This window comes from Mycobacterium sp. SA01 (genome assembly GCF_041287105.1).
In the GTDB taxonomy this organism is placed as follows: Bacteria; Actinomycetota; Actinomycetes; order Mycobacteriales; family Mycobacteriaceae; genus Mycobacterium.
On record NZ_JBGGNO010000016.1, the window covers coordinates 214,831 to 241,336 of the forward strand.

The window sequence follows — 26,506 nt, forward strand, 5'->3', positions numbered from 1 at the left end:
CGGTCTGAGCGCCTTCCCGGTCGAGAGATCGACCTGAGGGTCGCGACGCCCCCCGGTTGACGACCATGAGGTCGATTTCGTGTTGACCCGAATCAAAAGCCGCGAAGCTTCCGCAGCCAAGTACCCAGAAGCGAGTGCCGTAGCGGCCACGTCACGACCGACTCGATGAGTCTCAGGGCACTCTCCGGAAGGGACTGCGGCACTGTGACGGGATCCATGAGGTCGTTCTCCGCAAAGGGACTCGCGTCTGCGGCCACCATCGTGTCGGTGAGCGCCCGAAGCGATCGCCCGGTGCCTCGCAACGCCTCGACCGATGCCAAAAAGGAACCGCGGCGGGATATCTCGTCGCGGAAAGTATCGACCGACACACCGAGGTGCTCGGCTATGAGCGTGTTTCGGACGCGGAGGATCTCTTCCTCTACCGGCCCGGAGTCCCCACGCGTGGGCAGCGATTCGATAGCGACATCGCATTCGCTGTCGAACCCCAAGGATCTGTTGTTGAAGTTCGACGAGCCGATACGAAGCAACCGACCATCGATCACAAGGACCTTGGAGTGCACGTAGACCGACACCCCCCGACCTGCCACCGGCCAGTACACACCTAGCCGTCCGTGCTCGTCCGCGTTTTTGAGCATGCGGAAGAGTCGTTCACGGGCACTGTCCATTGATTCTTGTTCCAGCCGGCTTTCTGAGCTGCGCGGGAGAATCATCACGACTTCGGGGCCGTCGGTCTCACGCAGTCGGGCAGCGATCGCGCCGGCGATACTGCGCGACGCGAAGTACTGGTTCTCCAGGTAGATGACATCGCGTGCGGCGGCGATGGCCGCGAGATCCAGCGCCTCGACTTCCCGGACTTCGCTGCGGCCCGGCAGCCTGGGAAGCGTGCGTGCCACCCCGACGTCGACTCTGCGCAGCCCGGGGATCAGCCCATCGGGCCAGGCCGGCGGCGATGACGTCACCGGCGGCAATGCCTGCCCGGTCGCTGCCTCCCAGCGGTCCCGGGCCTGTTCGGCAAGTACACCCGCAGCAGCGCCGTCCACCGCGGCCATCACCTCGTGGCGGGGGCCGTAGGCGCCGCCGAGGCCGGTCCGGCGGCGGTCGGCAGGGAGGTGCTCGGAGGTATCCCACCGCCCGAGCGTCAGATCCAGGCCGCCGCAGAATGCCACGGCATCGTCGATGACCACGATCTTCTGATGGTGCACCGCGCCGGTGGGATGCGCGCCATCGACGGCGAAACGCAAACGCGCCGAGGTGAATTGGTTGAGCACACTGACCGGGGTGACGCCGAACCAGAACCCGTCGAACGCGGGCAGGAGACGAAGGTTGGACTTGAGCAGGTACACGTTGAGTCCCCGCCGCCGCTCGAGCAGCCAATGCAGGAATGGGCCGAGGTGGTTAGGCCCGTCCAGAATCTTCTCGCCGCGTTCGAAGGCGGTTCGGTAGTCGAGGTCCCAGCCGACGATGACGATCCGGTGTTGGGCACGCAACATCGCGGCCTTCAGATGCCGCAGGTAATCCGCGCCATCGATGATGGCGGCAAAACGATCGGCTTCCGCCGCCCGCCAACACGTGTCGCCGGGCACCAGAAGCGACTTCTCACCAGCCGATTCGTCGGTGCCCACGGACTTCCTCCTGTTCCGGGATGGGCGGCATTATCCAGCGCACATCTTGTGCAATCTTCCCTCATACCCACTGCATGGGGACGGCCCGTAAGAAACTTGTCACGGTGGCGATCGTCGATGGTGACGAACATCTCCCAGCCTCGTGTCACCGCTCGTCACGGCGAATCCGGCCACGGCGCAACCGGTTTGGGGCACACGCCTGAGTGGCCAGCGGAAGCCGATCGGCTAAACTGGCTGTCGCGACCCTGATTTCGGGGTTGGCGGACGAGGGAGCAGTACCCGCCCAGGACAAGACTGACTCGCAGGAGGAGTCTCGTCATGGCATGGGTCATTCTGGTGCTCTCCGGAATTCTCGAAGCCGTCTGGGCGGTGGCGCTGGGGGAGTCGGACGGTCTGCGCCGCCGGGTGCCGACGGTGGTGTTCGTCCTGGCGCTCATCGGCAGCATGATCGGCCTCGCACTCGCGATGGGCACGGTGGCGACCGGCACCGCCTATGCGGTCTGGGTTGGTATCGGTGCGTCCCTGACGGTGCTCTGGGCGATGATTCGACGCCAAGAGGCTGCGACCATGGGCCGTCTGGTGCTGCTCGCGCTGCTCGTCGGTTCGGTTGTCGGACTCAAGGTGGTGAGCTAACCATGGCGTGGCCGGTTCTGCTTGTCAGCGCCGTACTCGAAGCGGTCTGGGCCACCGCGCTCGGCGAGAGCGACAATTTCACCAATGCGAAGGCCGCCGCGCTATTCGTGGTGACGCTCCTGCTCAGCATGGTCGGCCTGGCGTGGGCGACGAAGAGCATCGCGATCGGCACCGCCTATGCGGTCTGGACCGGCCTGGGAGCCGCGCTGACGGTCGGCTTCGGGACCGTGACCGGCGACGAGTCGGTGAGCGTCGCGAAGGTGGTGTGTCTTGCGGGCATCATCGTGGCGGTGGTCGGGCTCAAGATGCTGCCCGGCCGTTCTGGTGTCGGCCGCGGGTTGGTAGGTGTGACGCTTCCCACAGCCGGGGTACACCGGCGACATGACCAACACTGATTCGCGCCCTGCCGCCGTCCGTCAGCAAGCACAGCGACACGCAGACCAGGCCCGACGCAAGATGGCGCAGCGGCGTGCGGAGGGTCCGGACGACGGCGTCAGCGGTTGGCTCAACCAGCGCACCGGCCAGTGGGATCTGGCAGGGCAGGACGAAACGACGATGCAGCGCCAGAAGTATCTGTGGAACTTCCTGGTGGATCACTGGTTCCGGATGGAGTTCGACGGCTGGGACAACCTGCCCGACCCGCCGGTGCTGCTGGTCGGAATCCACTCCGGCGCCCCGTTCGTCTGGGATGCGTGGACGGTCGGCGTGCAGTGGTGGCGCCGGTTCGGTCAGGAGCGCACCCTGCATGGCACGGCCCACGATGCGCTGATGGCGATGCCCGTGATCGGCAGGTACTTCCGGGCGATGGGGGTGCTGCCCGCCGCGCCCGATTCGATGGCCACGGCGCTGGCCGAGGGGCACGATGTGGCGGTCTGGCCGGGCGGTGAGGTGGACTCGCTGCGACCGTGGAGCGAGCGTGACGTTGCGAACCTGGCCGGCCGCACCGGTTTCGTGCGCATGGCGATCAAGGCGGGAGTGCCGATCGTGCCGATCGCGACCGTCGGGGGAGCGGATGCGATGCCGGTGCTCATCCGCGGCGATGGGCTCTCACGAGCACTGCGACTGGACAAGATGCTGCGGCTCAAGGTTTTTCCGCTCGCTGTGTCGCTTCCGTGGGGTATCGCGCCAGCGGCTTTGCCGCAGCTGCCGCTGCCCGCGAAGATTCGCACCCGGCTGATGCCCGCAGTGGAGGTCGACAACGATCCGTCCCGCGCCGAGGATGACGATTACGTCGAGCAGAAGTACCGCGAGGTGCAGGACAGCATTCAGAGCGGCATGGACGCGCTGGCCCGCAAACGGGCCCTGCCGCTGTTCGGCTGACGGCTCAACCGAACGCGATGGCCGCGATGCGGTGAGCGGCCGTGTCGACAACTGCCTGCGCCGCCGGATCATCGGCCACCTCGTCGCGTCGATTCATTCAGCCGAATGCGGGGTCGGACTCTGCGAGGACTCCCACTTGGATTCCAACGATCGCTTGACCGTCGCGTCGGCTGCAAACTCGCGTTCGAACGTCTCGCCGTCATCGTCTTCGAAGGTGATCAGAAAACCGGCGTCCGTGGTCTGCGTATGGACCACCTTGTACTCCTGTGCACCAGAACCTTGGTCGAGGGTGACGAGGTCGCCCGGCGCGACTGCGTCGATGCGCCCGTACGAGTCGGTCATGAGTGCTGCTCGATGTAGTCGTCGGCATCCTTGTCGCGATTGTCGATGCCGTCGATCGACTCCCGTTCGGCGTAGAACTGCAGCCACTTCATGCCCAGCTCGTGGCGCAGCTCCAAGCTCGCACTCTTGATGAAGTCCGGCATGGCCTCGCGCTCCTCCTCGTCGAGGTGCTCACCGTTCTCCTTGCGCGCCGTGAAGACAGCCTTGAACCACTCGTTCGTACCCGGCTCGTGCCTGCGTGACTCGCGCACCGCATCCCGGATCGCGTTGTGATCGGTGATGGCGTCTTCGGTCTCGTCCCGCGGGTCACCCTCCGGGTTGCCCGGATCGTCGTCTCCGCCGTGCTTGAGCAAGGCCGGATAGAAGACGGTCTCCTCGGCGTCGGCATGCGCGTCGAGCCGGGCGCTCAGTGTCGTCCAGATCGCTGCCAGTTCGTCGCGAGACGTGGCATCGTCGAGCCGGAAGAACTGGCGCCGCAGCCAGTCATGATCGGCGTAGATGAGGTCGATGATGTCGGACATGGGCAACAGTTGCCCCGCGTGCCGCCGATCGAAACGCCCGCGTGTGGAATGCGACCCCGAGCGGGCCCGTGCGCTACCGGCCCGGGCCGGTAGCAGCCACTTTCCGGGTCAGGTAGTCGATCTGAATGTGAATGGCATACAGCACCAGTGCGGGCAGCACGATGAACGGGATGTTCTCGCCGATGAACTTGAACCACAGTCCGAACGCGCCCTGCCCGATATCTCGAAAGCCGGCGCCCACTTCGGAGATGAAGTAGACAGCGGTGCTGCTCATCAGCACCGCGATACCGGCGAAGGCCACCCACAGGGACCGGATCCGCTTCTCGACCGGAAGCGACTGCCGGACCAGCCGGGTCCACATGGTGATGACGACGACGCCCGTGATCACCCCGACCACTTCGAGAGCGAAGGTCCACGGGTTACCGCTGGCGTAGCGGGTGTCGGCGAGTCCGTACTGCCACCACAGCCATTTGATGCCGGGATCGTTCGTGGGAGTCCACCACCCGAGCGGATGGCCGATGAGGAACACCAACTCGTAGCAGATTTGGCTGAATGCGGTGTAGGGCAAGTAGAAGAGCGTGAGCTCGGCGGCCTTCTCCTCCCGCAGGCGAACCTCGCCGGGCGCATCCCACAGCAGCACGAGGGGTATCAGGATTGCCGGAATGCCGAACAGGAGATTGGCGACCACGTCGGAGGTGAAGGTCGGTTCGATGATCCCGACCCCGACACCAATCGTCATCCCCACGAAGACGAGCCCGGTGAACAGCGCGGTGGCCACGTACATCCGGACCCGGTGCGGCGCCCACGGACTGACGAGGTTCGGCTCGCGCTCAACAACCTTGGTCATAGCGATACCTTTCCGACGGTGGATCGCGCAGTGACGCGGACAGGAATGTTCCCCTGTCGCGGCAGCCCGGTGATGTGGTCGTAGTCGACCTCGGTCGGGATCAACCGGCCGACGGTGCTTCCCCGGTCGCGCACCTCGTCGTCCTCGGCCGGCAGACCGCCGAACGCATGATGGGTGGCCACGACGTCGGGACGAAGGCTTTCGTCGGCCTCGATGACGCTCGGGATGCTGTCGTGCGGGGACGTCACCGTCACGACGTCGCCCGGATTCAGTCCCAGCGCCGCGATGCTGTCCGGATGCATGTAGGTGGGGTTGTACGGCTTGCCCCTGTTCAACGCAGCCAGGGTAGTGCCCGAGGAGTTCATGAAGTTGTTGTGCCGCCGCGGAATCAGCCGGAACGGGAAGTCCGTGTCGTGCCGGCTGACCCGGAAATCCTCCACGAAATACCCGCCCAGTTCGCCAAGCATCACAGCATTTCCGACGTCGAGCTTGGCGGTGCAGTCCGTGTCCTTGCCCTCGACGACGGCCGCCACGTCGAAAACATGACCGTGCGGGTGGCTGCGAACCTCATCGAGGGGGATGCGCGAGGTTTCGCACATCTTCTCAAAGAGCTCCTCGGTGGTGATCTGCGTGTCGCCGTTGAAGTTGCACACGATTGGCGGTGATTCCATGAACCTGCCGCCGCCCCCGCCGAAGAAGTTGATGAACCACAACTCCAATTCCATCCGCTTCGCCAGGCCCAGGAAAAACTGCCACTCCTCGGTCAGGTCTGATCCGGCGGGCGGTTCGGCAAGCCGCGGCGCGTACTGCGCATAGGGAGCCGGAATGCCGGTACCGCTGGCGTAGTACTTGATCAGCTCGCTGCCCATCGTCATGGCAGGTGTTTCCATCTGCATCTTGGGTGCGATGACGTAGTGCGCCAGCCGTGACGTCAGCGACATCTCGGTATCGAGGGTGACCAGCAGCTCCAGATTCTCCAACGCACGCAGGGTTTTTCGCTGGTCCGGCCACGCCGCCATCGGGTTGCCACCAATGCAGATGAGTGCCTTCACCTGCCCGTCGCCGTCGAGCAGTATTTCGTCGGCCAGGGCAGCTGTCGGCATTCCGCACACCGCATCGGTCAAACCCCGCACCCGCAGCTGCTCCCCGTACCCCCATCCCTCGTACGGCGGATGCGCCTGAGCTTTGGCGGTGAACGCGGGCAGCAGCGTGTTGGGTCGGGTGACCCGCTCGCCGGCCCGTTGCCACCGACCGCAGATCGATGTCAGACACAGGCACAGGTACTCGACCACGTTGCCGTGCATGGCCATGTTCGCCCCGGTGCCGGCATTGACCATGCCGCCGCGCTGACCGTGTGAGGCGAACAGCCTTGCGGCTTCGACCAATTGCTGCTCGTCGATATCCGCGCGCTCGGCGACGTACGCGGAGGTGAAACCTGCGACCGCCTCAGCGAGCGCCGCGAAGCCGTCGACGTTCTCCTTGACGAAATCCCGGTCGTACAACTCTTCGGCAATAACGATGTTGATGATCCCGGCCAGGATCGCCGCGTCTTCACCGGGGCGCGGCTGAAGGTGGATTGCCGCCCGCGCCGCGGTCTGCGACCGGCGCGGATCGATGACGATCAGCTTCATGCCGCGGCTGATCGCGTTTTTCAGGCCCCGGCCGGGATTCTGGCCTGGAATGCCGATCGCCTTGGACACCAGGGGATTGGTGCCGACCAACAGCCAGCTGTCGGCTTCGTGGAAGTCGACATCACCGCCCAGCCAGTGGCCGTGGGCCGCGAGCGCGATCTGTTTGCCGGGTTGGTCGATGGTGTTGGCGGTGAAGAACATCGGCGAACCGATGGCCCGAATGAACGCGTTGGCCATCAATGCGGACGCAGGATATGGCAACCCGTTTGTCCCCAAATACAGTGCCACCGATCGGGGTCCGAACTCGGCGATCAGACGCTGCAGGGTCGTCGCGATCTCATCCATCGCCTGCCCAGACTCGATGGGTGCATGCTCGCCGTCGACGGCCCGCTTCTGGCTGTGCAGTAGCCGGTCGGGATTGTTGTGAATCTCTGGGAGCGCCCGGCCCTTGGCGCAGGTGTAGCCCTTGAACAGCGGGTTGTCGGGATCGCCGGTCACCTTGGTGAGCTTCCCGTCCACGACGGTGGCCAGCACGCCGCAGTGCGCCGAGCAGATGCGGCAGATGCCCGGTCGGGTAGTGGTCGACATCGGTTCTACGCTGTCCTCGTTGCTGATCAAGTGGCGACGTGCTGGAATTAATCCCGATCGGGAAAATATCACGCTTCAATGGTGTTCGGAACCGAAAGGCACTGTGTGCAGGAGTCAGCGGCGCGCCGCCAGCGCGGGCGGCCACGACAGATCACCCGGGAACGCATTGTGGCCGCAGCCCGCTCGTTGGCGTTCGATGAACTGACCATGCAGGCGGTCGCCGATGTCCTGGGCGTGGACCCCAAAGCCCTCAACTACCACGTTGGCGATCGAGAAGCGCTACGCGAGCTGGTTGCCGTCGACGCGTTTGCCGTGGAGCTGAACCGCATCGATCTGTCCGCCTGCGGCGACTGGCGGGACGTCCTGCGCCGCTATGCCACGGCTCTCCGTGACGCCACAGTCACACTCGGCGAACTCGTGACCTATTTTCGTCTGCCCGCCAGCGGTATCGGAGCACTCGAACCCGTCGAACGTGTTCTGCAGAGTCTCGTCGACGCCGGCTTCTCGGTGCCGGAGGCCGGCCACGTCCTTCGCTTGGTCAGCGAGCTGGGCCATGCCGCGGGCCGGGAAGCGGTCTTTCGGTCCAGAAGCCGGGAGCACCCGTACGTCGCCGATGTCTCGGCTGCACTGAATACCACTGCTGCAGAAGACTTTCCATTGTTGCGCCAGGTGGTGGCCGGCCGCGATGCCGCACCGGACGACGGTCAGCAGCTGGACTTCAACCTGGACGTGCTGATCACTGGATTGGCGGCCAAACTGGCCCAGCGGTGACAGCGCGGGCGATCGTCCCCGCGGGAGCGCGCGGACGCCGGCATTCGGCGCTTCGCCGACCGACGACTTCGCCCGCTAACCCGGCTCGGGGCCGGCGGCCAATCGCCGGGTTGCCGACGCGAGCAGGAGTCCCCCGACCAGCCAGGTGGTGACGGGCAGCCATAGCAGCGCCGACACCGACGTGTGGTCGAAGCCTGCGGCGACCACGGCGATGCGGACCAGCGCTGCGGCGGCGATCACGGCACCGGCCGCCTCCTCCTGGCCACCTGGTCATCCGGCGGGCAGTCTAAGCGGCTGACACGTGCGCGGCATCTGGTCCGCTCGTGGTGGAATTTCTGTCGGCGGGATCCGCTGTTGTGGAGTCCGGTCCGGTACCGTACGGTCAATCTAGTTGATAAGCCCCCTTCGGGAACGTTGTACCGTACGCGCCTGTCGCCGCTCATGAAAGGGTCACGGATGCAGCGGGTTTCGCTCGGCCGGCGGCTCAGCCAACGCTGGATGCTGCTGGTGGCGGTCGTCGTTGTCGCGGTGGCAGGTTTTGCCGTGTACCGGCTACATGGAATCTTCGCCTCCCACGACGTGACCTCAACACCCAGCGGGGCGGGAAACGACATCGTCCCGTTCAACCCCAAGCACGTGGTGCTGGAGGTCTTCGGCCCACCAGGCACCGTCGCGACCGTCACCTACCTGGACGTGAACGCACAGCCGCAACGCGCAGACGCCGTCACGCTGCCGTGGGCGTACGACGCGACCACCACCCAGCCCGCGGTGTTCGTCAACGTGTCCGCTCAGGGCGACAGCGACTGGATCGGCTGCCGCATCAAGATCGATGACGTCGTCAAAGACGAGCGAACGGTGAACACACTGAACGCGTTCACGTACTGCCTGGACAAGTCGGGATGACCCACCGGATTCCCGACTTCATCCGCCGATACTCGGTCCTCATCGCGGTGTTCTGGTTGGGCCTCGCGGTGATGACCAACGTCTTCGTCCCGCAACTCGAAACCGTCGCCGAGTCGCACAACGTCTCACTGAGCCCGCAGGACTCGCCATCGCTGCTGGCCGCCAAACGGATCGGAAAGGTCTTCGGCGAATTCGACTCCGACAGTTCGGCGATGATCGTCCTGGAGGGCGACCAGCCACTCGGTGCCGAAGCCCACCACTACTACGACGGCCTGATCAAGAAGCTGCAACAGGACACCAAGCACGTGCAGCACATCCAGGACTTCTGGGGTGATCCGCTGACCGCTGCCGGGTCGCAGAGCGCGGACGGCAAGGCTGCCCTGGTTCAGCTGTATCTGGCGGGCAACCAGGGCGAGTCGCTGGCCAACGAATCGGTCGACTCGGTACGCAACATCGTCAACAACACCCCGCCGCCGCCGGGCCTCAAGGTCTATGTCACCGGTGCCGCGCCTCTGGTGACCGACCAGTTCGAGGTGGGCAGGCACGGCACATTGAAGACCACGCTGATCACCATCGGGGTGATCGCGGTGATGCTGTTCTTCCTGTACCGGCGGCTCACCACGGTGTTCTTCGTGATCTTCACGGTGATGATCGAGTTGACCGCGTCACGCGGATCGGTGGCCGTGCTCGCGAATGCCGGGATCATCCAACTGTCGACGTATTCGACAAACCTGTTGACGCTGTTGGTGATCGCCGCCGGAACGGACTACGCGATCTTCCTCCTCGGCCGCTTCCACGAAGCACGCTATGCCGGGCAGGACCGAGTCTCGGCGTACAACTCGATGTACCACGGCACCGCGCACATCATCCTGGGATCAGGCCTGACCATCGCCGGTGCAGTGTTGTGCCTGACCTTCACCCGGCTGCCGTACTTCAACAGTCTGGGCGTTCCCGCCGGCATCGGCGTGCTCGTCGCCGTGATCGCGGCGCTGACCCTGGCCCCGGCGCTATTGGTCATCGGCCGCCACTTCGGCCTGTTCGAGCCCGCCCGCCCGATGCGCACCCAGGGCTGGCGGCGCATCGGCACCGCGGTAGTGCGCTGGCCCGGGCCTGTGCTGGTGGTAACGGTCGCGATCGCGTTGATCGGTCTGATCGCACTGCCCGCCTACAAGACCAGCTACGACGCCCGCGGGTACATGCCGGCCAGCGCGCCGGCGAACGTGGGATACACCGCCGCCGAACGCCATTTCACGCAGGCCCGGCTCAATCCCGAGTTGCTGATGATCGAGACCGACCACGATCTGCGCAACTCCACCGACATGATCCTGCTGGAGCGTGTCGCCAAGGCGGTGTTCCACACCGAGGGCATCGCCCAGGTGCAGTCGATCACCCGCCCGCTCGGTACGCCCCTGGACCACACGTCGATCCCGTTCCAGATCAGCGCCGGAAGTGCCTCGCAGATCAACAATCTGCCGTTCCAGCAGGCTCGCGGCGAGGACCTGCTCAAGCAGGTGGACGTGATCAACAATTCGATCGACATCCTGCGCCAGCAGTACGCGTTGCAACAGCAGTCCAGCGCGGTCACCGACGAGCAGACCAAGGCGTTCCAGGACACCGTCGCCACCGCCCAGGACCTGCGCAACAAGATCGCCAATTTCGACGACTTCTTCCGCCCGCTGCGCAGCTACTTCTATTGGGAGCCGCACTGTTACGACATCCCGGCCTGCGCCGCGCTGCGATCGCTGTTCGACGCGTTGGACGGCATCGACGCGCTCACCGATCAGCTGGGCAATGTCGCGGGCAGCATCGCCAAACTCGATGCGCTGCAACCCAAGCTGCTGGCTCTTATTCCGCCGCAGATCGCAAGCCAGCAGACCAACCGTGATCTCACCCTCACAAATTTCGCCACCACGTCGGGAATCAACGACCAGTCCCAAGCGGCACTGCAGAATTCGACCGCATTGGGCCAGGCCTACGACGCGTCCAAGACCGACGACTCGTTCTACCTGCCACCGGAAGCGTTCACCAACCCCGAGTTCGTGCGCGGCATGAAACTTTTCATGTCGCCGGACGGAAAAGCCGCGCGGATGATCATCACCCACGACGGCGATCCCGCTACGCCAGAAGGTATTTCGCACATCGACGGGATCAGGCACGCAGCGCAGGAAGCCGTCAAGGGCACGCCGCTGGCCGGCTCGAAGATCTATCTCGCGGGCACGGCCGCCACCTACAAAGACATCCAGGACGGCGCCAAGTACGACCTCATGATCGCCGGGATCGCGGCGCTGAGCCTGATCCTGCTCGTGATGATGTTCATCACCCGCAGCATCGTCGCCGCGTTCGTGATCGTCGGCACGGTGGCGTTGTCGCTGGGTGCCTCATTCGGCCTGTCCGTGCTCATCTGGCAGGACATCTTCGGCATCCATCTGTTCTGGATCGTGCTGGCGCTGGCCATCATTCTGTTGTTGGCGGTGGGATCGGACTACAACCTGCTGCTCATCTCCCGGTTCAAGGAAGAGATCCACGCCGGCCTGAACACCGGCATCATCCGGGCGATGGCCGGGTCGGGTGCGGTGGTGACCGCAGCCGGCCTGGTGTTCGCCGCGACGATGGCGTCGTTCATCTTCGCCGACTTGCGGATCCTCGGTCAGATCGGGACGACGATCGCGCTGGGGCTGCTCTTCGACACGCTGATTGTGCGGTCCTTCATGACGCCCGCGGTGGCGGCGCTGCTCGGCCGTTGGTTCTGGTGGCCACTGAAGGTGCGTCCCCGGCCGGCCAGCCAGATGCTGCAGCCCTATGGCACCCGGCAGTCGGTCCGCCAGTTGCTGCTGTGGGAGGACGACGACCCGGCCGCCAAGGCGCCGAACTGAGGAGTCTGCAAGCAGGGCATCCACTCTGGGCTCAGTGCGCCGCTGAGGGTGCACATCCCGCGCTGGACGCAGACTCGATGCCGGTGAGGCTCGAAGTCAGGCGCTGCCAACGGAAGTGAGCTGGTCGGTGTCGTCGGTCTCCGACACCGGGATATCGCGCAGCGTGCCTTTCATCCCGGCTACCCGCCGCAACTGAGCGGCCATGTTCATCGACGTGAGCATCGGGATGCCGCCGATGAATGTCCGGAACGATGGGTTGCCACCGTCGAGGTGCAGCATGAACAGGCAGCCGACCACGTAGAAGAAGCCAATGGTGAACAGCGCCGCGGGAATGGCATAGGCCAGCGGTGATCGAGCGTCCGCGACCAACTCGCTGGCGTAGTCGAATTCGTCCTGCGTCAGCGGCTCCCGCTTGCGCACTTTGGCCAGCACCCTCTTGTGGGCGCCCACCTCGTCACCCATCGGATGGGACGTTCGGCGCTCCAGGCGGCCGATATAGACGAATACGCAAGTGGCGAACACGATCTCCAGCACAGCGGCAAGAATCGTCAGGTCACCCCAGGGGCCAAGGTTCACGTAATCGCTCCTCTTCTGCACGCGCGAATACCAGAGAAACGCTACCCGATCTAACTAAAAAATGTGGCCCGGGCCGCAGTGGCTCAATCGCCTGCGGCGCGGGCCCGGTTTCGGCGGCGACGCTTGTTGTACATGGCCTGATCGGCATGCTCGAGGACCCCGTCGATCGATCGTCCGTCACCGGTGCGGTGGGCGGCGAAGCCGATCGTCAACCGTGCCGGCACCTGTATACCCTCGGCGATCGTCACCGGCGTGCTCTCCAGCTGATCGGTGATTCGATCGGCCAGGCGGGCGAGCTCCCAGTCGTTGACGGAATCGGTGATCACCAGGAATTCGTCGCCACCCCAACGAGCCACCGTGTCACCACCGTCCACCGCCCCCCGCAGGCGGGCGGCGACTTCGACGAGGAGCAGGTCCCCGGCGCGGTGGCCGTACTGGTCGTTGACGTTCTTGAAGCGCTCGATATCGCAGAACAGGATGCCGTACCCGCGCCCGCTGACGTCGAGTTGTTCGAGCCGGTTCCAGCCTGCAGACCGATTGGCGACCCCGGTCAGTGGGTCGGTGGCGGCTTGGCGGGCCAAATCGGCCTCGCGGATGCGATCGGCTGTCACGTCCACGATCTGCGATACGAAGTAGCGCGGTTGATCTCGCGGTGCGTTCACGACGACGACGGTCAGCGCGCCCCACACGATGCGTCCGTCGGCGGCGATATAGCGCTTGTCGATGCGGTAGGAACGGCGCCGTCCTTCCAGACATTCGGTGAGAAGTGCGATATCGGCGTCGAGATCGTCGGGGTGGGTGATCTCCTGGAAGGTCAACTCGGCCAGTTCACGTTTGGTGTATCCGAGCATGTTCCGCAGGGCGCGGTTGGTGCGCAGAAATGTTCCGTCCAAGCCGACGACAGCCATGCCGATCGGCGAATGGGCGAGCGCTAGTTCAAATCGCCTCTCTCCCAACAGGTCCACCGCGGTCGGTAACAGGTCGGTTGACGCCGCGGCGGCCCCAGGCGGAAATCCGTGCACGAGAGGACGGGGCCGGCTGAGGTAATAGCCTTGCGCGGAACTGATGCCCACCGAGTTGACAGCATCGAGTTCGCCTTGTGTCTCAACGCCTTCGGCGATCACGGTCGCGCCCATCTGGCCGGCGAGTTCGGCGATCGCGTGCGCCAGTCGACGCCGGGCGTCGTCGACGTCGATGTGGCGGGTGATCGATTGATCGATCTTGACGAACTCCGGACTCAATTCCAGCACGTGGGAGAAGGAGGAGAAGCCGGCACCGACGTCGTCGACCGCAACCCGCACGCCGCGCGCACGGCACGGTTCGAGTGCGTCATCAAGCGCGCCGTAGTCCAGGACAGCGTCATGCTCGGTGAGCTCCAGGACAATTCGCGACGGGTCGACATCCGCCAGCATCTGAGCCCATGGGGCGACCAGCGCGGCGGACGGCGAGATGTTCACCGCGACGTACACGTCCTCGGGCAGTTGCGGGATCATAGAGATGACCCGCGCCACGATCGCGGTCTCCAACTCGATTCCCAAGCCCAGGAGAGCGGCCTGGGCGAGGAATCCGTCCGGACGAAACGGCTCACAGGGGAAGCGGGCCAGCGCCTCCACGCCCACCACCTTGCCGGTCACCACCTCGTGAACCGATTGGAACACCACTTCGAAGTCGCGCTGATACACCACGCGTCGTATCGACGCGCGCTGCGCGGCGGTGGTGTCCCGGCCGGTGTCGGGGGATTCGATCAGCGTGCCGATGAGCTCGGCGATCTGCTTGACGATGCGCAGGTCGATGTCGGCGAGATAGGGCTTGGCCTCGCGGCTCACCGCACACACCATGCCGACGGTCCCACCGCTGCGGTTGAGCACCGGCACACCGACGTAGGCGCCCAGCCCGAATTCGCTGGTGATCGGCAGGTTGTCGGTGGTCTGGTTGGCGCTGGTGTCGGGGATGATTCCGGGCAGTCGGCCGTCGATCACGCGCACACAGTACGAGTCGAACAGGGACGCGCGGTCGCCTGAGGACAGTCCGATCGTGTCGGTTTCACCGTCCAGTACCTCGAAGACCTGTGCGCCGTCCCGAAAGGACGACAGCCATGCCGTTTCCAAGCCGAGCCGGTTCCGCAGCAGACCCAGCAACGTACGGACCAGTTCGACGGGAAGCTCCGCCCCGCGTTCTGCGAGCGGCTCGTCGACCCCGTCGAACCCCATAGCCACCAGTAGACCGCACCACCGGTGAATCTGCACTGGAATGCCACTGTCGGTAAGACAGTTTGCCAAGGCGTCATATTGAAAGACGTGGACACCGCGATCGTGAGCAGGCGCGCTTAGCCAGTCGACGGGACCCACGCCCGGCGTGCGCCGGCCGACCCGCAATCCGCATCGCGGCTCGGCGGTGTTGCTGGCGGCGATCGGGATCCACGGCCGGCCAGGTGAGCCGTCTGTTCGGGCGGCGACGGTCGTGGCTCGTGATGGCGCGAAATATGCGGCTGCTGCGGGGTTCCGGATCAAACTGGCGTTCAATCCATCCGATGTGCACGCTTACCGGACGCGACAGCGGTGCGATGGATAATCTGCACTTTGCGTTTGCGCGGTCTCGTGTGAACGCGACCCGCACCGCACCGACAGAACGGAACGCAGTGAGACTGCTTATCGGATATCTGGCCACCCCTGGCGGCGCCGACGCGTTGGCCCTGGGCGTGCGGTTGGCCAGGACACTCGGCGCCGAGCTGGAGATCTGCTCGGTGCTGCCGGTTCCCATTCCCCTTGACTCCGAGTATCAGAGCGAACTCGCCACCCAGGCCACACAGTGGCTGCGTGAGGCCCAGAAGTCTGTGCCGGATGACGTCACCGCGCATATCCACGTGAGCTTCCACGAATCCTTCGCCGAGGGCATCAGCCGCGAGGCCGAGCGGCTGGAGGTGGCCGCGATCGTCGTCGGCGGATCGGGTGGCTTTGCCGCCGGATTCACCTTGGGCTCCGTCGTCAACGAACTGTTGCATTCTGCTCCGGTCCCGGTGGCCGTCGCCCCGCGCGGCACCCGGCACTCCGACGTCGAACGGGTCCGCAGCATCACCTGCGGGGTGGGCACCCGGCCGGGCGCCGAGCATCTGCTCGACCTCGCGGTGCGGGTGAGCACTGCTGCCGGAGTTCCATTGCGGCTGGTGTCGTTGGTCGCACTCGACCACTACGGCTCACGAAGCAAAGTCAGCGCCGAGGGGACCCGCCAACAGGCCCTCGACCACGCCGCCGCGATTCTGGCGTCCGCCGAGTCGTCGCTACCCCAAGGGTTTCCGGTCACCGTGGTGGTCGCCGACGGCGCCACCGTCGAGGCGGCGGTGGAAAAGCTCGACTGGCGCGACGGCGATGTCATCATCGTCGGCTCCAGCCGGCTTGCTCAACCGAGACGACTGTTCCTCGGATCGACGGCGGCGAAGATGATGCGGGTGCTGCACGTGCCCCTCGTCGTCGTCCCCGGTCCCGACGCCGACACCGACCACTAGGAAGGCAAAGACCTTGTCGCAAAACGCATCTGCGCCGAGATCGCACCTCTCGAGGTCGCTCGGGTTGTGGGCTGTCGTCGGTCTGGGGTTGGGCTACATGACTCCCATGACGGTCTTCGACACGTTCGGGATCGTCTCCGGCGAAACGAACGGGGTGGTACCGCTCGCCTACATCGTCGCTTTGATCGCGATGGTGTTCACCGCGATCAGCTACGGCCGGATGACCCGGGTCTACCCGTCGGCGGGTTCGGCCTACACCTACGCATCGGAGACCATTCACCCGAACTTCGGCTTCGTGGTCGGATGGTCCTCGCTGCTGGACTATCTGCTGCTTCCGATGGTGAATGCGGTCATCGCCCGTATCTACTTCGAGTCATTCTTCCCGTCGGCGCCGTCGTGGGTTTTCGTGCTGGTGTACGTCGCCGCCATCACCGCGCTGAATTACCTGAGTATGAAAGGAACCTCGCGCGTCAACGGAATTCTCGTGGTGTTCCAGGTCGTCCTCATCGGCGCCTTCCTGGTGTTGGCGACCATCGCGCTGAGCAAGGGCGTCGGCGCAGGAACGATCTTCACCCTGGATCCGCTGGTCCACGAAGGCGTCCAGATGCAGGCCGTGGTCGCCGGTGCGACCGTCGTCTGCTTCTCGTTCATCGGCTTCGATGCGATCACGATGTACGCCGAGGAAGCGAAATCGCCGGACGTCGTGCCACGGGCAATCGTGCTGGCACTGCTCATCGGCGGGGGCATCTTCTTCGTTGCGGCGTGGTTCAGCCAGTCGGTGTTTCCGACCCTCGACGGGTTCGAGGTCACCGATGACACGCTGCCCGAGATGGCGCTGAAGGTCGGCGGCATGTTGTTCAAAGTGTTCTTCGTGTCAGCCGCTCTGGCCGCGGTGGTGGCGTCGAGCCTCGCATCGCATGCCAGCGTCGCGCGGATGATCTACGTGATGGGCCGCAACGGAAGGGGACGATTCGGGCGGTTCCTGTCCTACATCCACCCGCGGTTCCTCACCCCTGCGCACGCCGTCATCATCGTCGGTGTGGTGTCACTGCTCGCGGTGAATTTCACCCTGGAATTCGCCTCGTCGATGATCAACTTCGGTGCCCTCATCGCATTCACTGTGGTGAATCTGACGATCATCGTGCTGTTCGCGTTCCGCCTGAAGCGCCGTCGCACCCCGAAAGAGATCGCCACCAACATCGTGCTTCCGGCGATCGGCATGGCGCTGACCGGGGCGCTGTGGGTCAACCTGCATTTCGATGCGCTGCTTTACGGCGGCATCTGGCTGGCGATCGGGATCGCGGTACTGATCTACCTGACCAAGGGTTTCCGTGACCAGCTGACGATGCGGATCGAAGACGAGACCCTGACCGAGGAAGGCGCCACGGTCCCGGACTTCAAGCACTAGACACCCGGCATCGACGTGCCGCGCCGACCCGGCCCTGGCGTGGGCCCGGAATTTGCTGAATCTGTCGATTGTCAACTGCGCCGGGCCTGCGGGGCGGCACACTTGTGGAACGAATTGTTGTTCACGCAAAGAGTCCGGGGGTGGACGCTCGAGTGCTTGTGCCGGACCTTGTGGGGGAGGGAACATTGATTCTGTGCTGATGGATGGCGTGGTGGAGGGGTCCACGGCAGCCGAGAGCAAGCAGACGGTGTTGGTGGTCGACGACGACGCCCGTCTGCGGGACCTGCTGTGCACCGTGCTGACGCCGCTGGACTGCGAGCTTGTCCAGGCCGGCTCCGGTGAAGAGGCGCTCACGGCGCTGCTTCAGCGCAAGGTGTCCGTGATCGTCCTCGACATCAACATGCCCGGGATGGGTGGATTCGAGACAGCGCAACTCATCCGGGAAGCCGACGAGTTGGCCTCGACGCCGATCATCTTCCTCACCGGCCAGGCCGACGATGGGGATCTGGATCGCGGCTACGACCTCGGCGCGGTCGACTTTCTGCTCAAACCGGTTTCCGCGGCGGTGTTGTACGCCAAAGTGAAGGCGTTGCTGGAGCTGGATCGGTCCTTCGCCAGATTGCGGATCGAGGCAGCGAAGCTGCATGACCAACAACTCCAGATCGCACGAGCCGCCGAGAGCCGGCAGCGCGAGGAGTTGGCCCTCGCGCGACGGCGGGCGAGGTTGGCGACGATCTTCACCGAAGGCAGCCTTGATCTGGCCGCGCTCGAGAAGACCATCGTCACCGAGTTGAGCCGCATCTTCTCCGCCGAGTGCCTGCTCCGGGTGGCGGTTCGTGACAACGATTGGCACGACACGTTTTCCGATCCGGAGGCGGACCGAACGCCGGAAGCGGTTCAGTCGTGGCTTGCCGAGCAAGTGGCGGGCGCCGTCGGTGGCATCACACCGCACGCGGCGGTACTGGTCGAGGAGTTGATGGCCCGCGGTGAACATGTCGGCTTCGTCTGCGTCGGCCGAACCGATGGCCCGGCCTTCTCCGAAGTCGAAGCGGCGCTGTTCCGCGGCGTCTCGGCGGCGGCCGCGCTCGCGATTTCCAACGCAACCCTCTATCGCGTCCAAGCCGAGTACGCCGCCGTCATGCAGGCCACCGCCGACGCGATCCTCGCCGTGGACGTCTCGGGTGCCATTCGCAGCTGCAACAAGGCCGCGACGGCCCTGTTCAGCGGGCACGCCGACACCCTGATCGGCCGGTCCATCGTCGACCTTGCCACCGATGCTCACCGGGCCCGGTTACGTGAGCAGTTGGACCTCACTCTCGCGACACACCAAGAGGTGTCGATGGAGATGACGTTCGCCGCCGGCACCCGTCGTCCCGTCGACGTCTTGATCACGCTGTCGCCGATCGGTGAATCCGTCGACCTGCACGTCGCGGTCGTGGTTCATGACCTGACCGAGATCAAACAAGCCCAGATGGTGATCAGCCATCTGGCAAGCCACGACCCGCTGACCGATCTGGCCAATCGCCGGCAACTCAACGAGCGGCTCGCGGAGCTGTCCCGCTGCCGCGACGGAAAACTCGTGGCGCTGCTGTACATGGACGTCAACAGGTTCAAGTCGGTCAACGACACCTACGGCCATGACACCGGCGACGAACTGCTGGTCGAAGTGGCCGACCGACTTCGGTCGGCCGCCGGGAGCGATGCGCTGGTGTGCCGGATCGGCGGCGACGAGTTCATCGTCGTATTCGAAGACGTGCCGTCGGTGGATCATGCTGTCGCAGAGGGCAACCGCATTCTGCGGCGCGTCCAGGGAGAGCCGGTGCGGTGTAAGGCGGTGACGCTGCGGCCGTCGTTGAGCATGGGCATCTCGTGCCTGGGCGACAGTGCTCGTACGCCGGAAGAGCTGCTGTCCCAGGCCGATATCGCGATGTTCGAGTCCAAGAAGAACCGGTTGGACGAATGCGTGCTCTACACCGACGGGATCGGTTCACGGCACAGGGGGAAAGTGGACCTGCGATCGGAAGTGGCGGGCGCCATCTCCCGATCGGAGTTCCGGATGGCCTATCAGCCCATTGTGAATTCGACGACCGGAGCGCTTTTCGGCCTCGAGGCGCTGGTTCGGTGGCGCATCGGTGGCGACGAGATGCCGGCCACCGACATCATCGCATTGGCCGAGAGCGCCGGGCAGATCACCCCGCTGAGCCGCTGGATTCTGCTGCGGAGTTTCGAGGACTACGCCGCCCTGGGAAGGGACGACCTCAAACTGCACGTCAACCTTTCACCGGACCACGTCGGGGACGGCAGCTTCCTCGACGACCTGATCGGTGCTCAGCGTGACTGCGGGATACCGCCGGAGAACATCTGCCTGGAACTCACCGAACGGACGTTCTACGGTGATCCGGCTCCGGCCGGCATGGCGCTACGGCATGCTCGCAGCATCGGATTCAACCTTGTGATAGACGATTTCGGTGTCGATCACGCCAGCATGACGAATTTGCTGCATGTTCCCGTCGACTGGCTGAAGATCGACCGCACCTTCGTCGCCGAGGTGCATGACGACCAGCGCGTCCAACGCCTGGTGCGCAGCCAGATCGCCCTTGCCGCTTGCATGCATGTGGATCTGATAGCGGAGGGCGTGGAGAACCAGAAGCAGGCGGACTGGCTCAGGGACGCGGGATGCCTGCTGCAACAGGGATTCCTGTACGCCCAGCCGATCGAGGCGATCGACCTTGAGGCTCAGGTCGAGAACTGGACAACGGCGTGGATGAACGGCGATTCCGGTGAGGCAAAGGTGATATGAAACTTGCGACCCGATTGGCAATCGTGTGCGGTTGCGCGCTGCTGGCCGTCATCATGGCGAACACGCTCTATACCGTTCAATTGCGGCGGATCACCGATCTCTACGAGGAGCGCAGCCAAGCCCGCGATGGCCAGGTCGCCGCCCTCGACATTCAACGGGATCTGAAGGCGCTGCTCGTCACCCGCGACAGGTTGCTGCTCGCCACTGACCCGGGGCGCCGCGCAGAACTCAACGGCCAGCTCGACAACCTCGATCAATCGGTCGACACCGAGCTTCGGGCGGCCGCCGAGACCAATGACAACAGCACCGTCCGCATGCTGTCCCAACAAGCATTGGCAACCTGGACGGCATTCCGGCCCGAGCTCCAGAGCACCCAAAATGCTGGGGCTCCAGCGCTTTCCGACCAAGGCATCGAAGGACAGGTCGCCCTGCTGGAGAGTCAGCTCAGCAACATGGAGCAGGAGGCGGTCAAGGCCGTCGACAACTCCAACGCTCAGGCGGCCAAGGCGGTCGCTTTCGCCAAGACCATGCTGTGGATCTTCGCCAGCGCGATCGTGCTGGTATTGGGCATACTGCTGTACTTCACCAGCCGCAACATCCACCGCACCGTGACGCGGGCTGCAGAACAGAACGAAAAGGCCAGGCGCGCCAAGGAGATCCAGGCAAGTCTGATGACCGAGGTGCAGACTGCAGCCGACCTGCCGGCTGCGGCGTCGATCATCGTGTCACGCACCGCTCAGGCACTCGACGCCAAGCACGGTGCCCTCTACCTGCGCCAGACCGACACTGTCGACGAGTTCGCCCTGGTCGCGTCGTACGCCTTCCACCGGCGTAAGGATCTGCCGTACTCCTTCGGGCTCGGAGATGGTCTGGTCGGCCAGTGCGCCCTGGAGGGCAATCGGATCGAAGTCACCGGGGCACCGAGCGATTACGTCGAGATCGTCTCGGGGCTGGGTAAAACGGAGCCCGTGTCGCTCATCTTGATCCCGATCAAGTCCGAGTCGGAGGTGCACGGCGTTCTCGAGCTGGCCGGCCTGAGGCTGTTCTCCGACGATGATGTCGAACTCGCGGAGAGCATCGCGCTTGGCGCCGGAGTGGCACTGAGCGCCATCGAATCGGCGCAGCAGACCAGCGAGTTGTTGCGACTGTCGCAGGCGCAGACCGAGGAACTGCAAGCACAGGAAGAAGAGCTACGGACCGCGAACGAGCAACTGACCCAACGCGAGGACCAGCTGTCGGCGCAGAATGCCGAACTGGAGGAGACGACCGAAGAACTGCGGTCTCAGCAGGAGGAGCTCAAGGCGAGCTCGGAACGGCTGGAGACCCAGGCCCAGTCTCTGGAGGCCAAGAACGAAGAGCTGCACCGGCTCAGCCAGACCCTGGAAGCGAAGGCTGAGGAACTGGCTGTCTCGTCGCGGTACAAGTCGGAGTTCCTGGCGAATATGTCGCACGAACTGCGCACACCGCTGAACAGCATTTTGATCCTCGCCGGTCTCCTGGCTGATTCCGAGGATTCACTCACCGACAAACAGCAGGAGTTCGCCGAGACGATTCAACAGTCCGGCAAGGACCTCTTGAACCTCATCGACGAGGTTCTCGACCTCGCCAAGGTCGAATCCGGATCCTTGCGCCTCGAGCGCGAAGTGATCGTGGTGAGCGACCTCGTCGCCTTCCTCGAGCGCACATTCCGGCCGATAGCGGAGAACAAGGGCGTCGCTTTCCGGGTCATGGTGAGTGACTCTGCCCCAGCACAACTCATCAGCGACTACACGCGGGTGAAACAGATTGCGAAGAATCTGATCGCCAACGCGATCAAGTTCACCGACGAGGGATCGGTGACCGTAACGCTGTCGGGGGCAGGTGACAACGAGGGCAATCCGGGCAACGGCTATCTCGCGATGGCCGTCACCGACACCGGGATCGGTATCGACGAGAACGATCACCACCTGATCTTCGAGTCCTTCCAACAGGCAGCGCGGGGCACCACCCGGCAGTACGGCGGCACCGGGCTGGGACTGGCGATCAGCCGGGAACTGGCCCGCAACCTCGGCGGCGAGATCACCCTCCGCAGCGCGCTGGGAGAGGGGTCCACATTCACCTGCCACCTGCCCGTCGCAGGTCCGCACGGGTCTGACTCCGCGCCGTCCGCGACCCCGACGTCCGCGCTGGCGCCGAGTAGTCCGGTTGCCGAACCCGTTCCAATGCCGTTGTCCGAGAACGGCGCCGGCCCTGCCCTAGACGGCACCTCGCCTCCCCCACTCGACGGCGCGTTCGCGAGCATCGGCGCGGTGGACATTTCGGACATCCACTGGCCGCGCGGAACCAAGCCGGTCCTGTTGGTGGTCGAGGACGACCCCACGTTCGCGGGGTTGTTGGTCGAACTGGCCACCGAGGCCGGCTTCGACGCGGTGGTCACGGCCAGCGGCCGGACGGCTCTGGCGCTGGCCAAGGAACGCCAACCCGCCGCGATCACGTTGGACATCGGTCTGCCGGATATGGCCGGCTGGGTGGTTCTCGATGTCCTCAAGCACGACCTCGCCACGCGCCACATCCCGGTCAACGTCATCTCGGGCTCCAACGACGACGGCCGCGGTCGGCGGATGGGCGCCATTCACACGTTGAACAAGCCCGCCGACGTCGCCGACCTCCGTTCGATGTTCGGTGCGGTCGCCGAATTCCTGAAGCCCGGACCGCGACACGTATTGGTCGCCGAGGACGACGCCAGCCAGCGTCAGGTCGTCAAGCACATGATCGAGAGCGACGACATCGCGATCACCTGTGTCGGCACCGGTCAGCAGGTGCTGGCCGAACTGGCCGGGCCGACGTCCTACGACTGCCTGGTCCTCGATCTGGGGTTGCCCGACATGGATGGCATCGACCTCATCGAGCGAGTCAAGGACCAGCTCAAGCAGAAGCATCTGCCGGTAATCGTGCACACCGGGCGGGAACTGACAATGGCCGAGACGCAGCGCCTCGAAGTGCTCGCCTCCGCGATCGTGTTGAAGAACGCGAAGTCGCCCGAGCGTTTGCTGGATGAAACAGCGCTGTTCCTGCATCGCGTGGCCAACGATATGCCCGACTCGGCGCGTGAGATCCTGTCGAACCCGAAGCGGATCGACGAAAGCCTCAAGGGCAACACCGTGTTGCTCGTCGACGACGACGTCCGCAACGTCTTCTCCCTGGGCAGCGCGCTGAAGCGATACGGCATCACGGTGATTCCCGCGCGCAACGGCCAGGAAGGGCTCGACAGCCTCGCCGCCCACCCCGAGGTAGGCCTGGTGCTGATGGACATCATGATGCCTGTCATGGACGGGTACGAGGCGATGCGCCGGATCCGAGCTGAATCACGTTGGCGCAGTTTGCCTATCGTGGCTCTGACCGCAAAGGCCATGAAGGGTGACCGACAGAAATGTCTGGACGCCGGGGCTTCTGACTACGTCACCAAGCCCGTCGACATGGATCAACTCACATCGGTGCTCAGGGTCTGGCTCGGCAGCCGGTTGCGTGGCCAGCAGGAGGCGGCAACCACCAATGACTGATCCCGCGGAGAATGACCCGGCTCGGTCCAAAGAACTGACGGCGATCGAGGCGGAGGCGTTCTTCTACACCGTATTCGAGTTCCTCGGCTACGACTTTCGCCATTACACGGACGCGTCGCGCAACAGGCGGCTGATGGCGTTCGTCGATCGCCATTCGCTCGGCAGCATCTCCACAGCGCAAGACCGGGTCCTTCGCGATCCGAGCCTGCTGGCCTCGTTTCTGTCGACGATGACGGTCAACGTCACCGAGATGTTCCGGGATCCCTTGGTGTTCGCCAAGATCCGCGCGGACGTGCTGCCGAGGCTGGCCACCTATCCCCGGATCCGGATCTGGGTTGCGGGATGTGCGACGGGGGAGGAGGCGTACTCCGTGGCCATCCTGCTGGATGAGGCCGGTCTGCTGGATCGGTCCACCATCTACGCCACCGATATCGACAGCGAATCGCTACGTGTTGCCGCATCGGCGATCTACCCCGCCGACACGATGGTGGGAGCGACCCGCAACTACCAGGCCAGCGGGGGCGTACGGCCGTTCTCGGACTGGTACATCGCCAAGTACGACCGAGCTATTCTGAGCCCCACCCTTCGGTCCCGACTCGAGTTCTTCTCCCATAATCTGGCGACCGACAGCACCTTCGGCGAGTTCCATCTGATCCTGTGCAGAAATGTCTTCATCTACTTCGAGGAGACGTTGCAGCGCAGGGCCGAGCGCATCTTCTGGGACAGCCTGGCGCCGTTCGGAAATCTCGTCATCGGTCCGCGTGAAGGCCTCACCGGCGAGGGCACGAAGTTGTTCAAAGCGCAGGACCGCAGGCTGGGGATTTACGCCAAGAGCCAGAACCAGCGTGCCCGGCCCTGACGTCGTCGTCATTGGCGGCAGCGCCGGCGGCATCAAAGCGTTGCGCGGCATCTTCGAGACCCTCGGCGACGCCCGCAGCATCGTGGTGTTCGTGGCTCTGCATCGCGCGCCTCAGTACGGGGGGCTCGACCGGGTCCTGCAGGGCTACACCGCAATCCCGATTCGGGAGCCGGCCGCCAGTCCCTGGCCGTGTTCGCCGGGAGAAGTGACGTTGGCCCCGGCCGGTTATCACCTGCTGGTGGGCAACGACCGGAACCCGTCGACGGAACCGGCGACCCCCGTCGAGCAATACGAGACAGGCTCCGGTGTGCGCGCGCACCTCACCTTGGACGCACCGATCCTGCATTCGCGGCCCTCACTTGACGTGTTGTTCGCCAGCGCGGCGCAACTGGTCAATTCGGTGACGGCCGTGCTTCTTTCGTGTGCCAGCGACGACGGCGCCCGGGGTTGTGAAGAGGTGAAGGCCGGCGGGGGCCGCGTTGTGCTCCAGGATCCGGACACCTGCGAGGCGGCCGTCGCCGTCAACGCCACCCTGCGCCGGGTGGATCCGGATCACGTCGCGGATCCAGCCGGCATCGGGCGATGGCTCTCCGAAATAGGCGGCCGACGCAGCCTCAGCTGAACCGCACGTTCATCGTCGCCAGACCGAAGATCTTCTTGCCCGCCGACTTCGCGCCCACAAGGACGACGCCCGAGCGACTTTCGGGATCCAGCGACTTGACCTTGCCGCTGAACTCGATGTCGGCACCCTCCTTGGCCGAGACGACCGCGGGTTGCGACAGCCGCACCGCGAAGCGGGTGACCGCTCCCGGGTCGCCCGACCAGACCGAGTGGTACCCCGCGCCCAGACCCATGGTCAACATGCCGTGAGCGATCACGTCTGGGAGACCCGCCAGCTTGGCGATGTCCTCATCCCAGTGGATCGGGTTGGCGTCGCCGGCCACGCCGGCGTAGTTCACCAGATCGCCCCGGGAGACCCGGGTGTGATGGGCGGGAAGCTCCTCGCCGACCGCCAGGTCGTCGAATGACCGCGTCCCCGGTGAACGGGTCAGACCGCCGTCGGAGATCCGGATCTCGCCGGCGGGGCGTAGCTCCTTCTCGTAATCGGCGTCGTCTCCGCCGATGTCGAGGATGTTCATGTCGTGCATCATCGCGTTCTGGACCGCGATCTTCACGCCCGCGTCGATGTCCTCCGCGGTCACACCGACGACCGTGGTGTGCAAGGTGTGCACCCGTTCGCCGTGAGTGTCGGTGAACGTGTTGGTGACGGTGATGAAGTCGCGTCCTGCGGTCCGGCGCACCGAGGTCAGCTCGACGTCGATCACGAGCTCGTCGCCTGCGACGATCGGGCGGTGCTGCTCGAAGACCTCTTCGGTCTGTAGGTAGGTGTCGTAGCCGACGACGATCGACTCGAACATCCGCCGGTTGCACTGCATGCCTGGCGCCGAGGTGAAGGTCAGCGGGGCGACGACATCTGAATAGCCCAGCTCAGCTGCCGCGGCGACGTCCCAGTGGGCAGGGTGATAATCCTGCACCGCGCGGGCGTATTCGCGCAGCTTCTCCCGGCCGACGAGGTAGGTGCCGTCCATCCGGTAGTAGTGGCCGACCCGTGCTTCAAGCGGCGACGTTTCTGCTGGTGCGGTCATAGATGCTCAACTTTTCTATCGGCTTGTTCACTGAAGCCGACCACAGCACCCTAACGCGCAGAGAACATAGCGTGACACGCCGATACGATTCGGCTGTCACGGAGAACCGAGCGCACGGCGGTTGG

The 26,506-nt window shown here is 64.7% G+C and carries 21 protein-coding genes and 1 riboswitch; of the genes, 12 read left to right on the forward strand and 9 right to left on the reverse strand.

Features of this window, described 5'->3' with window-relative positions; genetic code table 11:
- Positions 1 to 92: 92 nt before the first annotated feature.
- Positions 93 to 1,622, reverse strand: a complete 1,530-nt coding sequence (locus AB4879_RS08785; RefSeq protein ID WP_370507281.1) for a phospholipase D-like domain-containing protein — start codon at positions 1,620 to 1,622, stop codon at positions 93 to 95.
- Positions 1,623 to 1,860: 238 nt separating this feature from the next.
- Positions 1,861 to 1,926: riboswitch (guanidine-III (ykkC-III) riboswitch) on the forward strand.
- Between the two features lie 14 nt (positions 1,927 to 1,940).
- Here AB4879_RS08785 and AB4879_RS08790 point away from each other — a divergent pair.
- From AB4879_RS08790 to AB4879_RS08800, 3 genes are read left to right on the forward strand one after another with little or no spacing between them, the layout of a single operon-like run.
- The gene (locus tag AB4879_RS08790) at positions 1,941 to 2,255 is read left to right on the forward strand and encodes a multidrug efflux SMR transporter (protein ID WP_370507282.1); all 315 of its coding nucleotides are present in this window, start codon (positions 1,941 to 1,943) and stop codon (positions 2,253 to 2,255) included.
- A 2-nt stretch (positions 2,256 to 2,257) separates the two neighbouring features.
- A complete protein-coding gene (locus AB4879_RS08795; protein ID WP_370507283.1) occupies positions 2,258 to 2,650 on the forward strand; it encodes a multidrug efflux SMR transporter in 393 nt (130 codons plus the stop codon).
- The gene (locus tag AB4879_RS08800) at positions 2,637 to 3,575 is read left to right on the forward strand and encodes a lysophospholipid acyltransferase family protein (protein WP_102805906.1); all 939 of its coding nucleotides are present in this window, start codon (positions 2,637 to 2,639) and stop codon (positions 3,573 to 3,575) included. The genes AB4879_RS08795 and AB4879_RS08800 overlap by 14 nt, the downstream gene beginning before the upstream one ends.
- A 93-nt stretch (positions 3,576 to 3,668) precedes the next feature.
- Here AB4879_RS08800 and AB4879_RS08805 read toward each other — a convergent pair whose 3' ends face one another.
- The 4 genes from AB4879_RS08805 to AB4879_RS08820 form a co-directional block, all read right to left on the reverse strand.
- Positions 3,669 to 3,917: a hypothetical protein gene (locus tag AB4879_RS08805; protein WP_370507284.1), complete on the reverse strand. Its 249-nt coding sequence runs from the start codon at positions 3,915 to 3,917 to the stop codon at positions 3,669 to 3,671.
- Positions 3,914 to 4,438 carry a hemerythrin domain-containing protein gene (locus AB4879_RS08810; protein ID WP_370507285.1) on the reverse strand — a complete coding sequence of 175 codons (525 nt, stop codon included), beginning with the start codon at positions 4,436 to 4,438 and terminating at the stop codon, positions 3,914 to 3,916. The genes AB4879_RS08805 and AB4879_RS08810 overlap by 4 nt, the downstream gene beginning before the upstream one ends.
- Positions 4,439 to 4,511: 73 nt before the next feature.
- Positions 4,512 to 5,285, reverse strand: coding sequence for an emopamil-binding protein (locus tag AB4879_RS08815; RefSeq protein ID WP_370507286.1), 774 nt, complete (start codon positions 5,283 to 5,285; stop codon positions 4,512 to 4,514).
- A complete protein-coding gene (locus tag AB4879_RS08820; RefSeq protein WP_370507287.1) occupies positions 5,282 to 7,504 on the reverse strand; it encodes a molybdopterin-dependent oxidoreductase in 2,223 nt (740 codons plus the stop codon). The genes AB4879_RS08815 and AB4879_RS08820 overlap by 4 nt, the downstream gene beginning before the upstream one ends.
- Positions 7,505 to 7,585: 81 nt before the next feature.
- Here AB4879_RS08820 and AB4879_RS08825 point away from each other — a divergent pair, with 81 nt between their 5' ends.
- On the forward strand, positions 7,586 to 8,275 hold the full coding sequence (locus tag AB4879_RS08825) for a TetR/AcrR family transcriptional regulator C-terminal domain-containing protein (protein WP_370507288.1): 690 nt from the start codon (positions 7,586 to 7,588) through the stop codon (positions 8,273 to 8,275).
- Positions 8,276 to 8,350: 75 nt separating this feature from the next.
- On the opposite strand, the gene AB4879_RS08830 is transcribed toward AB4879_RS08825, so the two are convergent.
- The gene (locus AB4879_RS08830) at positions 8,351 to 8,515 is read right to left on the reverse strand and encodes a hypothetical protein (protein ID WP_370507289.1); all 165 of its coding nucleotides are present in this window, start codon (positions 8,513 to 8,515) and stop codon (positions 8,351 to 8,353) included.
- 216 nt (positions 8,516 to 8,731) lie between these two features.
- Here AB4879_RS08830 and AB4879_RS08835 point away from each other — a divergent pair, with 216 nt between their 5' ends.
- On the forward strand, positions 8,732 to 9,178 hold the full coding sequence (locus AB4879_RS08835; protein WP_102805913.1) for an MmpS family transport accessory protein: 447 nt from the start codon (positions 8,732 to 8,734) through the stop codon (positions 9,176 to 9,178).
- Positions 9,175 to 12,051, forward strand: coding sequence for an RND family transporter (locus AB4879_RS08840; RefSeq protein WP_102805914.1), 2,877 nt, complete (start codon positions 9,175 to 9,177; stop codon positions 12,049 to 12,051). Before AB4879_RS08835 ends, AB4879_RS08840 begins: the two co-directional genes overlap by 4 nt.
- Before the next feature lie 96 nt (positions 12,052 to 12,147).
- Here AB4879_RS08840 and AB4879_RS08845 read toward each other — a convergent pair whose 3' ends face one another.
- Both AB4879_RS08845 and AB4879_RS08850 read right to left on the reverse strand, forming a co-directional pair.
- Positions 12,148 to 12,627, reverse strand: a complete 480-nt coding sequence (locus tag AB4879_RS08845; protein ID WP_370507290.1) for a hypothetical protein — start codon at positions 12,625 to 12,627, stop codon at positions 12,148 to 12,150.
- A gap of 83 nt (positions 12,628 to 12,710) precedes the next feature.
- Positions 12,711 to 14,837, reverse strand: a complete 2,127-nt coding sequence (locus AB4879_RS08850) for an EAL domain-containing protein (RefSeq protein ID WP_370507473.1) — start codon at positions 14,835 to 14,837, stop codon at positions 12,711 to 12,713.
- A gap of 428 nt (positions 14,838 to 15,265) precedes the next feature.
- On the opposite strand from AB4879_RS08850, the gene AB4879_RS08855 reads away from it, so the two are divergent.
- The 6 genes from AB4879_RS08855 to AB4879_RS08880 all read left to right on the forward strand — a co-directional run bounded on the left by AB4879_RS08855 (position 15,266) and on the right by AB4879_RS08880 (position 25,357).
- On the forward strand, positions 15,266 to 16,129 hold the full coding sequence (locus tag AB4879_RS08855; RefSeq protein ID WP_370507291.1) for a universal stress protein: 864 nt from the start codon (positions 15,266 to 15,268) through the stop codon (positions 16,127 to 16,129).
- Positions 16,130 to 16,193: 64 nt separating this feature from the next.
- The gene (locus tag AB4879_RS08860) at positions 16,194 to 17,537 is read left to right on the forward strand and encodes an APC family permease (RefSeq protein ID WP_370507292.1); all 1,344 of its coding nucleotides are present in this window, start codon (positions 16,194 to 16,196) and stop codon (positions 17,535 to 17,537) included.
- Positions 17,538 to 17,736: 199 nt separating this feature from the next.
- A complete protein-coding gene (locus tag AB4879_RS08865) occupies positions 17,737 to 20,337 on the forward strand; it encodes an EAL domain-containing protein (protein ID WP_370507293.1) in 2,601 nt (866 codons plus the stop codon).
- Positions 20,334 to 23,876: a response regulator gene (locus AB4879_RS08870; protein WP_370507294.1), complete on the forward strand. Its 3,543-nt coding sequence runs from the start codon at positions 20,334 to 20,336 to the stop codon at positions 23,874 to 23,876. Before AB4879_RS08865 ends, AB4879_RS08870 begins: the two co-directional genes overlap by 4 nt.
- Complete coding sequence (locus AB4879_RS08875) at positions 23,869 to 24,735, forward strand: protein-glutamate O-methyltransferase CheR (protein WP_370507295.1); 867 nt, start codon at positions 23,869 to 23,871, stop codon at positions 24,733 to 24,735. Before AB4879_RS08870 ends, AB4879_RS08875 begins: the two co-directional genes overlap by 8 nt.
- Positions 24,722 to 25,357, forward strand: a complete 636-nt coding sequence (locus AB4879_RS08880; protein WP_370507296.1) for a chemotaxis protein CheB — start codon at positions 24,722 to 24,724, stop codon at positions 25,355 to 25,357. The genes AB4879_RS08875 and AB4879_RS08880 overlap by 14 nt, the downstream gene beginning before the upstream one ends.
- Here the strand turns inward: AB4879_RS08880 and AB4879_RS08885 are convergent.
- Positions 25,350 to 26,381 carry a fused (3R)-hydroxyacyl-ACP dehydratase subunits HadA/HadB gene (locus AB4879_RS08885; protein WP_370507297.1) on the reverse strand — a complete coding sequence of 344 codons (1,032 nt, stop codon included), beginning with the start codon at positions 26,379 to 26,381 and terminating at the stop codon, positions 25,350 to 25,352. The genes AB4879_RS08880 and AB4879_RS08885 overlap by 8 nt on opposite strands.
- Between the last annotated feature and the right edge of the window lie 125 nt (positions 26,382 to 26,506).

Excerpts from the sequence above, each read along its gene's own strand:
- AB4879_RS08800 (WP_102805906.1), top strand. The coding sequence starts at position 2,637 with ATGACCAACACTGATTCGCGCCCTGCCGCCGTCCGTCAGCAAGCACAG.
- AB4879_RS08850 (WP_370507473.1), bottom strand. The coding sequence starts at position 14,837 with ATGGGGTTCGACGGGGTCGACGAGCCGCTCGCAGAACGCGGGGCGGAG.
- AB4879_RS08790 (WP_370507282.1), top strand. The coding sequence starts at position 1,941 with ATGGCATGGGTCATTCTGGTGCTCTCCGGAATTCTCGAAGCCGTCTGG.
- AB4879_RS08865 (WP_370507293.1), top strand. The coding sequence starts at position 17,737 with ATGGATGGCGTGGTGGAGGGGTCCACGGCAGCCGAGAGCAAGCAGACG.
- AB4879_RS08810 (WP_370507285.1), bottom strand. The coding sequence starts at position 4,438 with ATGTCCGACATCATCGACCTCATCTACGCCGATCATGACTGGCTGCGG.
- AB4879_RS08885 (WP_370507297.1), bottom strand. The coding sequence starts at position 26,381 with ATGACCGCACCAGCAGAAACGTCGCCGCTTGAAGCACGGGTCGGCCAC.
- AB4879_RS08820 (WP_370507287.1), bottom strand. The coding sequence starts at position 7,504 with ATGTCGACCACTACCCGACCGGGCATCTGCCGCATCTGCTCGGCGCAC.
- AB4879_RS08840 (WP_102805914.1), top strand. The coding sequence starts at position 9,175 with ATGACCCACCGGATTCCCGACTTCATCCGCCGATACTCGGTCCTCATC.
- AB4879_RS08815 (WP_370507286.1), bottom strand. The coding sequence starts at position 5,285 with ATGACCAAGGTTGTTGAGCGCGAGCCGAACCTCGTCAGTCCGTGGGCG.
- AB4879_RS08870 (WP_370507294.1), top strand. The coding sequence starts at position 20,334 with ATGAAACTTGCGACCCGATTGGCAATCGTGTGCGGTTGCGCGCTGCTG.
- AB4879_RS08805 (WP_370507284.1), bottom strand. The coding sequence starts at position 3,917 with ATGACCGACTCGTACGGGCGCATCGACGCAGTCGCGCCGGGCGACCTC.
- AB4879_RS08835 (WP_102805913.1), top strand. The coding sequence starts at position 8,732 with ATGCAGCGGGTTTCGCTCGGCCGGCGGCTCAGCCAACGCTGGATGCTG.
- AB4879_RS08875 (WP_370507295.1), top strand. The coding sequence starts at position 23,869 with ATGACTGATCCCGCGGAGAATGACCCGGCTCGGTCCAAAGAACTGACG.
- AB4879_RS08795 (WP_370507283.1), top strand. The coding sequence starts at position 2,258 with ATGGCGTGGCCGGTTCTGCTTGTCAGCGCCGTACTCGAAGCGGTCTGG.